This window comes from Pseudanabaena yagii GIHE-NHR1, from assembly GCF_012863495.1.
GTDB lineage: Bacteria > Cyanobacteriota > Cyanobacteriia > Pseudanabaenales > Pseudanabaenaceae > Pseudanabaena > Pseudanabaena yagii.
On sequence record NZ_JAAVJL010000001.1, the window covers coordinates 2,382,733 to 2,395,140 of the forward strand.

8 protein-coding genes and 1 pseudogene are annotated in these 12,408 nt (G+C 37.9%); 4 read left to right on the top strand and 5 right to left on the bottom strand.

Annotated elements, in window-relative coordinates; genetic code table 11:
• Positions 1-901: 901 nt before the first annotated feature.
• From HC246_RS27125 to HC246_RS10900, 3 genes and pseudogenes are all read left to right on the top strand, one after another.
• A pseudogene (locus tag HC246_RS27125) lies at positions 902-2,149 on the top strand (O-linked N-acetylglucosamine transferase, SPINDLY family protein); the annotation flags it as partial.
• A complete protein-coding gene (locus HC246_RS26910) occupies positions 2,126-4,393 on the top strand; it encodes an O-linked N-acetylglucosamine transferase, SPINDLY family protein (protein WP_404822270.1) in 2,268 nt (755 codons plus the stop codon). The pseudogene HC246_RS27125 and the gene HC246_RS26910, both read left to right, overlap by 24 nt.
• Positions 4,394-4,435: 42 nt before the next feature.
• Positions 4,436-5,587, top strand: a complete 1,152-nt coding sequence (locus tag HC246_RS10900; RefSeq protein WP_169363408.1) for a glycosyltransferase family 4 protein — start codon at positions 4,436-4,438, stop codon at positions 5,585-5,587.
• Positions 5,588-5,599: 12 nt separating this feature from the next.
• On the opposite strand, the gene HC246_RS10905 is transcribed toward HC246_RS10900, so the two are convergent.
• Together HC246_RS10905 and HC246_RS10910 are read right to left on the bottom strand one after the other, a co-directional pair.
• Positions 5,600-6,181 carry a class I SAM-dependent methyltransferase gene (locus tag HC246_RS10905; RefSeq protein ID WP_169363409.1) on the bottom strand — a complete coding sequence of 194 codons (582 nt, stop codon included), beginning with the start codon at positions 6,179-6,181 and terminating at the stop codon, positions 5,600-5,602.
• Between the two features lie 20 nt (positions 6,182-6,201).
• Positions 6,202-7,284 (bottom strand): glycosyltransferase family protein, encoded by a 1,083-nt coding sequence (locus HC246_RS10910; protein WP_169363410.1) that lies wholly within the window; start codon positions 7,282-7,284, stop codon positions 6,202-6,204.
• 1,171 nt (positions 7,285-8,455) lie between these two features.
• On the opposite strand from HC246_RS10910, the gene HC246_RS10915 reads away from it, so the two are divergent.
• Entirely contained in the window at positions 8,456-9,379 is a 924-nt protein-coding gene (locus tag HC246_RS10915; RefSeq protein ID WP_169363411.1) for an FTR1 family iron permease, read from the top strand.
• An 80-nt stretch (positions 9,380-9,459) separates the two neighbouring features.
• Here the strand turns inward: HC246_RS10915 and phnE are convergent, their stop codons facing one another.
• From phnE to HC246_RS10930, 3 genes are all read right to left on the bottom strand, one after another.
• On the bottom strand, positions 9,460-10,275 hold the full coding sequence (gene phnE, locus HC246_RS10920; RefSeq protein ID WP_169363412.1) for a phosphonate ABC transporter, permease protein PhnE: 816 nt from the start codon (positions 10,273-10,275) through the stop codon (positions 9,460-9,462).
• On the bottom strand, positions 10,275-11,054 hold the full coding sequence (locus HC246_RS10925; protein WP_169363413.1) for a phosphonate ABC transporter ATP-binding protein: 780 nt from the start codon (positions 11,052-11,054) through the stop codon (positions 10,275-10,277). The genes phnE and HC246_RS10925 overlap by 1 nt, the downstream gene beginning before the upstream one ends.
• A gap of 94 nt (positions 11,055-11,148) precedes the next feature.
• On the bottom strand, positions 11,149-12,204 hold the full coding sequence (locus tag HC246_RS10930; protein ID WP_225902941.1) for a phosphate/phosphite/phosphonate ABC transporter substrate-binding protein: 1,056 nt from the start codon (positions 12,202-12,204) through the stop codon (positions 11,149-11,151).
• Between the last annotated feature and the right edge of the window lie 204 nt (positions 12,205-12,408).

Consider the following 12,408-nt stretch of genomic DNA (forward strand, 5'->3'; position numbering starts at 1 on the left):
TGCAGAAAATATTTACGAGACATTACTGACCTTAGACAATATAAGCAAAACAAACTATTGGTATCTTGGTCTGTGCCAGTTATTACAGGGCAAGGAAAACGATGCTCAAATGACTTGGTTATTGGCTATAGATAATGATGACATAGACCAAATTAGTCAATGGACAGAAGAGCTATGTCAAATTTTAGATAATGAAGCGGATAGATTAGTATCTCTAGACTGCGCTCAAGAAGCACTAGCTATTCGGTATAGCCACCAAGTAGTGAATCCAAATAGTCTCGCTAATCTTGTTTCTATTATCTTAATCTATATTAAACTTCAAACATTTACACCTGAAGAGCTAGTCAATGTAGGAGTTATCGATTTACTTGATTCAGGAGAATTCTTCCCAATTGAATCACATCTGTTAAAAGAGATAATAGGAAAAATTATCTCTTTTAAATTGCCAGATCAAGTAGTTGTTGGATTTTTAAAAAGCATTTGTCTCGCTCATATAGATTATAAAGAAGAAATTATCGAGCAACTATTAAGAGCTAGTGGTAATTTAATTAATTATCCGAACGTTGCTATAGAAATATTAGAAATAGGATTACTTGTAGACCCAGATAATCCCGAAATACTTCTATACTTAATAGATTTTAACTATCAAGGCAACAATGAGGAATCCATAAGAATTGCTAAATATTTTCATTCTTTAGTCTTATCCAACAATAGCAAAGCAATCTATAAAGTACTCGCAAGCCAATGGCTTATCAAAGCTTTAATATACAATTGTGATTACTGGGAAGAAGCTGCTAAAGTCCATCAAGAATGCGATCAATATTTCTGGGAACTAGTTAATGAAGGTTCAAATAGTCTATCTCTTAAGGAAGCGAGTTACTATTTGCAGGTTACAGGTTATTATGCCCCTTACTTTAGCGATAATCCTAGAGAGGCTCATGCCATCAGGCAAGCTGTAAGACAATTAGCATACGATAGAATCTATGCTAGTGAGAAAGAAAACATTGAGAATTATAAAAAACGGCTATCTATTAGAAAGAGAAGCCATCAACCTAATCGACCAATACGAATTGGATATCTATCTAATTACCTAAGAAGACACTCAGTTGGCTTCTTAGCAAGGTGGTTAATTCAATATCATGATCGCGATCGCTTCGAGATTTATGGGTACTTAGGAAATTTCCAAGAAAATGATGTTCTACAGTTATGGTACGAGAAGCAATTCCATAAGACTTATCGAGAGAAATCCTATAATCCAGTAGATCTAGCCAATCAAATTCAGCAAGATGGCATTGATATCCTTATCGATCTAGACAGTATTACCACGGCTCTTACCTCTGGAGTGCTTGCCCTTAAACCAGCCCCTATACAGATAACATGGTTAGGTTGGGATGCTGTTGGACAACCATCTGTTGACTATTTTATTGCCGATCCCTATGTTTTACCAGAATCAGCTGAAGACTACTACATTGAAAAAATCTGGCGGTTGCCACATACTTATCTAGCTGTTGATGGGTTTGAAGTGTCAGCTCCAACTATCCGCCGAGACTTACTAAATATTCCTAAGGACGCAGTAGTTTATTACAGCTCACAAGCTGCTATGAAACGCCATCCACATACAATTCGCTTACAAATGCGTATTATCAAACTTGTTCCCAATAGCTACTTATTACTTAAAGGATTTGGGAATACAGTCTCTCTACAAGAATTCTTCTATCGCATAGCAGAATCAGAAGGTGTTAGTACGGATAGATTAGTATTCTTGCCATACACAAATGGAGAACGTGAACATCGTGCCAATATGGGTATTGCTGATATTGTTTTAGATACCTATCCCTATAATGGTGCAACACACACTATGGAAACTCTGTGGATGGGAATCCCAATTGTAACAAGGGTCGGTGAACAGTTTGTCGCTCGCAATAGCTATACCATGATGATTAATGCTGGCATAACAGAAGGAATAGCTTGGACAGATGAGGAATATGTAGAATGGGGGGTAAGATTAGGAATTGATACAGAACTTCGTCAGCAAGTTGTGTGGAAACTGAGGCAAGGTAGACAAACAGAGCCTCTGTGGGATTCTAGACAGTTCACAAAAGATCTGGAAAATGCCTATGAGCAGATGTGGTTAAAATATTTGGAATCAGACGATCAACAGGTAGAGGTAGATACCGAAAGCGATCGCGCATTATTTATTGCAGAATCAGAAATTCAAAATACTCAAGGAATTGTATTTGCCCAAAAAGATAAATTACAAGATGCAATTCTATCTTTCCAAACAGCTATTTCATTAAATCCTGCATATGCTGATGCTTATTATAATTTGGGTATAGCTTTTAGTAATGTAGGAGATTTAGAGCAAGCAATAGTCAATTTTTTGGCAACTATTGCTTTGAAGCCGCATCATGCGAATGCTCTTTACAATTTGGGTATGACTTGTAGTCGCCAAGGTAAACCAGAAGAAGCTATTGCTTATTTGTCTCAAGCTCTTACATTGACACCTGAAGATATCGAGACGCACCTTGCTTTGGGTAATGTTTTCTTTGAGCAAAACAAATGGGATGAAGCACTTAAATGTTACCAAGCCGCGCTGGAGGTTGATCCCAATAGTTCATTAGCACTTTGCTCTATTGGTGCAACTTTAGGAGAGCAAGGAAACTACCAAGAAGCCATTGCAACTTTACAAGCAGCGATCAAGCTTGATCCTGATAATGCTCAAGCCTATTGTAATCTTGGTTATACATTTAGTAAGACTAAACAATTGCAAGAAGCGAGTGATTGTTATAGGCAAGCCATACAAATTAAGCCTGATTTTGGTAGCGCTTTTTGGAACTTTAATAATGATATTCTATCTAATTCTGATAGCAATTTATATCACAACTATAATCTGCGTCGGGAAATAGCCGATCAGTTTCTCGATGCTTGTCAAAAGAATGACAAGATAAGGTCTTTAGTTAACTATATTAATAGCTACACTCAATCAGGTCTAAGTGATCTTGTAAAGACCAAACTTAATGAGATAGAAACTTATATATTAGACCATGGCGAGATCTTAACCAATATTGAAGTAGAAGTTCTTTATAATAATTTCTTGTTTATTGTTTCAAGTATTAGGGATGATGTTACTCTTAATACAAACCTATACAAGTTTATTGGAGGAATTTATAAAGAAAAAATAATCCAAGCAAAGCAGAATTCTCATCCTATCAAAAATTATACCTATCAACAAAGATATACTATCCGAGAGGAGCATCCACTGAAAATTGGATTTATATCTCCCCATTTTACGCGACACCCCGTTGGTTGGTGTAGCTTTGATGTTATTAGTGAGTTATCTCGTCTTACACCACATGTATATCTCTACAATACTGGCAAAATAGAACCTGATGATCGAACTCATCTGTTTGAAGAGATTGCAGAAAAGTATTATTGGTATGATAACAAACAATTACCCATAAAAGATGGAGGAACTTTTTCCAATAGACTAGAGAGAGTAGTTGGCGACATTTTACAAGACAGTCTAGATATATTGGTAGATTTAGATTCAATAACAATTCCGCTAAATACTCATATTCTATACCGTAAGCTTGCGCCAGTTTGTATTTCGTGGTTAGGATTTGACGCACCTTTTATTTCTGCTGATAACTATATTCTCTGTGACCAATATACGCATCCATCGTCATTCGATCAATATTACCTAGAAAAGCTTGTCAGACTGCCTGACTCACATATGGCGATCGCAGGCTTTGAACATACGCCTATAGATAGAGAGCATCAGAGATCAGTTCTAGGCATATCCCCTGAACAAGTTGCTTATCTGTTTGCTGCTCCTGGTCGTAAATTCAACCATGAAGGAGCAATCGCTTGTATTAGCATTCTCAATCACGTCCCTAATGCAGTACTAATGCATAAAGGCTCAGGAGATAACGAAGCTATTCGTTCTATCTATTATCAAGAATGTAGCAATCAAGGTGTAGATTACGATAGAGTCAAGTTTTTGCGTAGTTACAAAACTGAAGAAGAACATAGATCTACTTATTTACTGGCAGATATATATCTTGATTCTTATCCCTATAATGGTGGTAGTCATAATCTTGAAGCCCTTTGGTTAGGACTACCAGTAGTAACTAGAGTCGGAAGCCAATCGTTTGCTAGAATGGGTCACTCATTTCTCCGATCAGTTGGTATAGATGAGGGCATTGCCAGTAGCTGGGAAGAATATATTAAATGGGGAGTTAAGTTAGGGACGGATACCTATTTAAGAAACTCAATCCGCGAGAGATTAATTCAATCTAAACATCCTGATACATTAGCTCCTCTCTGGAATCCCCAAAAGCTCGCTAAGGATATGTATGAGATATTCAAAACATTGTTGAATGATAGAAAGTAAAAACAAAGATCAATCAATACTCAATTATATAACTGCAAACTAATGACACACTCACTAACAGTTGAAGGATGGCGTTTTTTACCGCATTCCTATTCTATTATCAATCAATTCCAATGCCTTGAAATTCTAAAAATAGAAAGAATTGAACTCTTTCATAAAGATCTACCTTACCACAAAGACACTTGGGTTCCTCATGAGAAATTGTTTAGTCCAATTGAAGAATTAGAATTATCAAAAATCAATTCTCCTGCAATAGATCAATTTTCTGACGTAACATTAAGAATGTCTTATCCTTTTTGCTTTGATTTGGCTAATTCAAAGCAAACCTATGTTTTCATAACTTCCGAACAAAGCTATATTGGTAATGATGCCCTATGGTCTAATTATTCACTTGAAGAAGCTCATAAGAAGTTTGATGTTATTTTAATTACGCCCTCAAATTGGTCTAAGAATGGTCTCATTAATAGTGGTGCAGACCCAAAACGTATCGTAGTTGTTCCACATGGGATTGCCCCAAACATATATAAACCAGCATTAGAGACAGAAAGATTATTTTTAAGAAAACAGTTTGGATTTGAAGATGAATTTGTATTTTTAAACATAGGATCTATGTCTCACAATAAACGCGTAGATCTCGTTATAAAATCTTTTTCTAAAGTTTTAGAAAAATATCCAAATTCTAGATTAATTTTAAAGGGTCTAGATAGTATATATACAAGTAGAGAGTCTTTAATCAACTCTTTAAAAAATTTTTTGACTGATAAAGAAGCCGCTCTTGTCATTGACCGATTAACCTATATAGGCATTCCATTGCCATTTAATGAGATGGCTAAGTTATATCAAATAGCAGATGTTTATGTATCTCCCTACGGAGCAGAAGGATTTAATCTACCTGTATTAGAAGCTGCGGCTTGTGGATTACCTGTAATCTGTACAAATGGAGGTTCAACTGATGATTTTACAACCTCCGATTTTGCTTTACATATTGAAAGTGAGCTAGTAAAACCTGATTGGAATGATGAAGCAATTTGGCTGAATCCCAGCTTGGAGCATTTGATTGAACTAATGCATTTTGTCATAGAGAATGATAATTTTAGGGAGTCCGCTCGAATTAATGGCTCATCTTTTATTCATCAAAACTTTGCTTGGAGTCATATAGTAGACAAATTATTAAATGTATTCAAATTAGAGTGATTTTTTCATTGATCATGGATTTCTAATTAAGAAAACCACATCAAATTCATATTCCCAATTAAAGTGACGATAACAAGTGAACTTGTTAAAAATATTGAAAATATCTTGTAGATTGAAGTCATACAAGTGATATGGGTTATAGTGAGTAGTTTTTTTAGAAGGGTAGGTTAATATGACATGGTTAATATTGTTGCGATCGCAAAAATTTGGTAGTATGTCTTGATCTTCTATATGTTCAATTGTTTCTACAGAAAATAACATATCTATTTCTTTATCAGTAATCCATTCATTGATATTGACGTTAAAAAACTGCGTCTTATCACCTCTATATTCTTTATTTGCAAAATCAATAATATCTGAATTCGAGTCTAAGCCAATTACAGAAGTAACATCAGGGTTAGTAGAGAGTAAATAACTACCATATCCACAACCACAAGCGGCATCACAAACCACACCTTTAGCAAACTGCCGTAACAAAGCATATCGTTCAACATGCCTCTGTATACGAATTTTCTGCTCTATTTCTAGTAGCTGATTCTTATCTAGATAAATGTGTTGGTCGGCAATTTTATTGTTTTTAGATAAAGATGACATTGTATTTCAATTAGTATTATTTACGATTGAGATTTAATTTTGCGAGATTCAATATCTTCGGTGATTACGTCCCAAATTTTACCGAAGATGCTTTCCCAGTTATGCTCTTTAACAATTTGTTCTCTCAATAATTCACTTCGCTTTAGTAAGTCTTCTTCTGGTAAGTTTAAAGCCCATTCTATAATCTTGTGATTCTCATGGGGATCGTGAGTCAAATAGATCGCATGAGGACTAGAAAAACCACTTTCAGGAGTAATGAGCGGAATCAATCCTCTGGCACAGTTTTCTAGAATAGTTGTAGCTTGTGCATCCATAGTTGCAGTATGGATATAAAAATCGCAGTTATCTACAATCCAAGAATTGATTTCAGGATCATTGTTGTTAATTGTACCAAGGAACTTAAAGACAAATTTATCATTATTCCCTAAATCTACCTGAACTTTACCAACAGGTGCATTAAATGAAGAACTTGCTACATGCAAAAGTGTTTCAACATTGACTAAGCTTTTACAAGTGATATCAAATCCTTTATAAGTACCTAAATTGCTAACATGAAGTAGCTGTCTATTTCCAATTTTATTAAAAGTCTTTTTGTGGATAGGGAAATTCTGAGATGCAATGCCCATATTACAGTGTACTAATTTATCTCTTACACCATATTGCAAGGAATCATCTTGTTTCTCAAACGTGCGATCTATCCAGATATTGCCACACAAAGCAAATATTTTCTGCGCATTTAGTAATTGATAATCTATGCAAGGCATTATCCATTCTTTAGGAAAATGTGGAACCCAAGGCATAAGTATATATGTATTTGGATGAGCTAAATCTTTTGTACTGATTGCATTGTCTTTTACCCAGTTTCGTATTGATTTCCCTTTTGTTGGATCGTCTACGCCATTGCTACCATGCCAAGTCGGATGGCCTATCAATATATCATTAGGATTATCAGTTAATTTACCAAACAAGCAACTAGTTTGATGAAAGTTGGTTTTTTGACCAAGATAATACTCTGCCCATTTACCAATTTCTAAGTTGGAAAACTCATATATCGAGTAGCTATTCTCGTATAATACATAACCAGCCCACAAGAAGTGTAACATTATTGTAATTACATATGTTTTTGCGATTTTATCATGATATGTTGACCGCTAAATTTTGTAACTATATTCTAAATCAATACTGCGGACAAAATTTGTAATTAATCAGCACTATAATAACAAACGAAAGGAAGATGAGAATGAGATTTAATCGGAGTAGGATCCAAGTCTAAGAGATAAATAAAGCGCTCCAGCTTAGTGGTGCAGAAAAGTCTTGAAAGGGTTGATAATAGAGTCTCATAATGAGATTAAGAGAAATAAAAGGAGCAAAGGATGGATACTCAAGTTCCTCAACAAAAGTTCTTATACAAATGCCCTACTTATATCTTCAGCTACAACAACAAATGAGTCAATGGATTTAGCCAAAAGATAAACGCCATTTACAAGGATTTGCCGAATACGTAGCCGCAATATTACAAGCAGGCAGTGATAGTTTGAGTAATTAGTTTCCCTATTTGAACCATCGGAAGTTCAAGCAAAGAGTCAGATGGAAAGACTCAGTAATTCCTTTTATCCATCTATATTCACCGCCAAGGCAAAGTAAAGTGATTTATTGATCACGTCTCGGACTTTGATCCCTAGACAGTCCAGAAATACAATCGGGTAAACCTCACTGATTGGCTCCGAGAAGCACCACTTATCTGTAAAAAACTATTTCTTATCTAATCCTGATTCAAAATGGGTAATTCTCTCAATAGTTTTTGATGAGACAGTGACATGGCTCCGAGTCAAGATCTCAATTCGTGATTCCATTGTTTAGGTGTGACTTGTGTTCCCTAGCGATCACCTATTTAGGATGACTATGACGTAGCTAAAGCCAAACTTTGAAACAGAGGGAGATTTCGATTTATTTGGCGATCTCGTTGCAAATTAGAGAATAGGCAATAACCTGTCAAGCGTAAAAAGTTCCTACTATACAGACAAACCAAGTAACCGTAAATTTATCTCTACCTTTTGAAGTGATCGTTGACATGATGCGATCGCAAATCTACTTTGTACAATCTCAAGACCGCTAGCAGAGAGTAAAGTAAGTTAACATTATTTTCTATTTCACGATTTGGGGTAGTCCTAAAGGAAGGATTTATATGATGAGGATAGATGGGGTGAAGCACTATCCATCTAGACAATACTAGTATGGAATCATTGAAAAACACTTTATTAGGAAAACTTAGATATGGATTTTAGTGCAGCTTTACCAATTTTCGCGATTACCCTACGGGAGGGAGTTGAAGCTGCCCTTGTGGTAGGAATTGTGATGGCATATCTGAAAAAGGTCGATCGCAGTTCGCTCAATCCTTGGGTATTTGGCGGTATTGGTACAGGAATATTAGCGAGTTTTATCGTAGGTCTGCTCCTCAATTGGTTTGTGAAACAGGTGGAAAATACTGAACCAATGCAGGCGGCTCTTTATGGGCAATTGTGGCAGGGAGTTTTAGGCATCACCGCGATCGCCATGTTGAGTTGGATGTTAGTCTGGATGACCGAAAATGCCAAAGCTCTCAAGGGAGAAATCGAAGGGCAAATTGGTAAGGCGATCGCTAATGAAAAAAGTGCAGGTTGGGCAGTGTTTATGCTGATTTTAATTGCCGTATTGCGTGAAGGCTTTGAAGTCGTAATTTTCATTTCGGCAAAGCTGCAAGGGGGGATTGTGCCAGTTATCGGCGCGATCGCAGGTTTAGTCGGTGCAGTAGCGATCGGGATTGCCCTCTTTCAATTTGGAATTCGCATTAATCTCCGAGTATTTTTTCAAGCAATGGGGATTTTTCTCCTACTCATCGTTGCAGGCTTAGTAGTCAGTGCGATCGGGCATCTCGATAAAGCTGTGGCTGCCTATGGAGAACTAACACAAACTGCTATTTGTTTACCTGCGGCTTCGGCTACAGAAATGAGTTCTTGTTTGCTTGGGGGATTAGTTTGGGATGTCCATGATATTTTCCCTGATACTAAATTCCCAGCCATTCTACTCAAAGCGATGTTTGGCTTTCGCGATCGCCTATTTCTAGGACAAGCGATCGGTTATTTCACGTTCCTAATCTCTGCGGGTGTCCTTTATTTCCATAGCCTCACAGGGAAGTCTATTATCAAACAGCAAGGTTAATCACATCGCTTTGTAGCCCATAGCGAACCCAGAAATTTTTTGAAGGGTTTACGAAGTCAACCTTTCAAAAAATTTCTGATTCAATCTACTTTAAATTTATTTCGCAATTGACTGCTGAGCGCATCGATCGCAGTTACAACAACTAATAAAACCAACATCATTGTTGTGGCTTTGTTATATTCAAACCCACGAATATAACTGACTAGCTCAAAGCCGATTCCCCCTGCGCCAACCACTCCTAAAACAGAGGCAGCGCGAATATTGTACTCAAACATATAAAGCGTATAGCCAAGGCAGAGGGGCAAAACTTGAGGCATCACCCCATATTGGGCAATTTGCCACCATGAAGCACGGCTGACTTGCAAAGATTCAAGCGATCGCTGATCTACAGATTCGATTGCCTCTTGATAGAACTTCGCCAAATAGCCAATCGTATAAATTCCTAAGGCCAAAGTTCCTGCGGGTGCGCCTAAGCCTGTCGCTGCTACAAAAAATAGTCCCAAAATAATCGATGGAACAGAACGGACGGCATTTTGGACAAGACTAGCTAACCAGCGTAACCAGATAGGGGATAGATTCCGAGCCGATAATAGTGCTAAAGGAATGGAGAGAATTGCGCCAATTGTCGTTCCCCAGAGAGACATTTGCACAGTCTCAATTAGCGCCTTAATTGCTACATCTAAAATGCTGAGATCGGGTGGTAACAGTCGTGACAGAAAATCTGTCATGTAGGGAAGACTGGTTTTGATTAATTCGGGATTAACTTTTAGCCCTTGCAATGACCAGATATAAGCCCATCCTAAACCAATAATTACCAAAACTCTAACCAACCAGACATTGTATTGGTTTGAGGTGATTTTAGAAATAGTGGGGTGAATCCGATCGGTAAATTTCATTAGGCGGCGTTAGCGGACTGAAATTGTGACAGACTTTGCAATCTCGCAAACTGTCTTTCAATATTTTGACAGTCCCCATCATACCAGACCTTCCCTGCGTCAAGAATGATCGCTCTTTGAGCGTACTGAGTGGCAAGGGCGAGATCATGCAACACCACTACCACCGTCAATCCTCGGCTGTGCATTTCGGCAAGAGAATCCATCACTTGATTAATGCCTGAGATATCTAAACCAGTAGTGGGTTCATCAGCTAGCAGAATATGGGGTGATTGAATTAAGGTGCGGGCGATCGCTACCCTTTGGCGTTGACCACCGCTTAGTTGTCTTGCTTTTTGATAGATTTGCTCTTGTAACCCCATTTTCTGTAATAGCTGCATAGCAACGCGGCGATCGCTTTTGGGAAATCCCCATAGACTCTGCCATGTAGTTAGTTCTCCTAAACAGCCACAGAGTACATTATCTAAACAAGAAAGCTGATCGACTAAAGCGCCACCTTGAAAGAGGAAGCCAATATTTTTACGAACTTCGCCAATATGTCTTTGCTCAACCGATGTTCCGCATATTTGAATTTCTCCTTGCTGAATTGGCACTAAACCAACTAGCGATCGCAATAGAGTTGATTTGCCAGCACCATTCATTCCCAATAAAGCGACAAATTCCCCATGATTGATTTGCACATCAATTCCATTGAGGATTGGGCGCTGCAAGGTAGATTGATATTCCGTGCGGATATTATGGCAAGCGATCGCAGGCAAGTTTCTATCTGATAATGGTTCCATATATTTAAAGTCACATTTAAACTTATTGATGAGTAATGAAGTGTCTCGCTCTGCGAGACACTTCATTAGTAAATTTGGGTTTACTAATGATGAATTAGGGTTTTAGTCCCGCCCGTTGAATTGCAGTCCGCATTGGCGCTAAGTGGGTTTCATGATCAACCTTCACGAGTTGCGTAGAATTGTACATACTGCGGAATAGCTCATTATTTGCAGGTTCATTCAGCTTTAAAAAGGCAGTAATCAACTTCTCACGAACATCCGTAGGCACACTATCATCAATGGAAATTCCATGGGCAGGCACATTAGAAACAGCGTGGAGAACTCTGAGCTTCTTGCCTTCTTCCGCCGTAATCCAAGGTGGCAGCAAAGCATATTCGGAAACTACAGCGACATCGGCTTGGTCACGTAATACGGCTTGCAAAGCGCTACTGTAGCCATCTCCGTAGGTCACTTTCCCAAAGAACTGCTCTAAGCGATCGGGACCATCAACAAACTTCAAGCCCACTAATTCACTCACAGGAAAAATAAATCCTGAGCCAGAGGAACGAGAAGTGAAAGCCATCCGCTTACCACGCAATTGTTCCAGATTTTTCTGTGGATCTGGCAAGGTTTTTAAGGAACTATCTTCGGGAACGACAAATACAGATTTGTAGGTTTTACCCCCTGAATAGTCTTCACGCACTTCCGCAAGGTACATCTTTGCCCCCGCTAAATCTTCCGCTTTGAGGGCAGCACGACCACTGACAAAAGCAACATTGGCACGATTGGCTCTGAGTGCTTCCACTGATGCAGTTTCGTCACCAATTACTCCCTTGACAGGTATGCCAATTTCCTTCGATAGGATGCTAGACACTTGGTCAACCTTGCTTTGCAGATCCTTGGTATCACGACGAGTAGCAAAAGCGATCGTGATTTCTTTAAGTGGGGCTTGGCTTGCTGCCGTTGACTTAGGCTGACTATCTTTAGTAGGCTCCTTATCCGCAGTCTTTGTGACTGCTTGATTTGATGGAGTGGATTGAGATGTACTTGGTTGGTTGTTGTCGCTACAGGCAGTTAAGCTGACAGTAGCAACACAACCTAAGGCTATAAATAAATTAGCAGGTGTAAATAGAGCTTTGATCATTAATTTTTGAGGCAACAATCGACGCATTAAAAAGAATCACTCGCAATAACTATTGAAATTAGCTTAAACCTATTTGAGAATTAAAGTCAATAATTTAGGGCTAGATTTTCATAATAGTAACTATCTACATATTCGTAAACCCTTGTATATCAAAGATAATAGCGAGTATCATCCAAGCAATAATTATATTTTAGTAAGAAATATTTTATATAAAGGATAATATCTACTCTT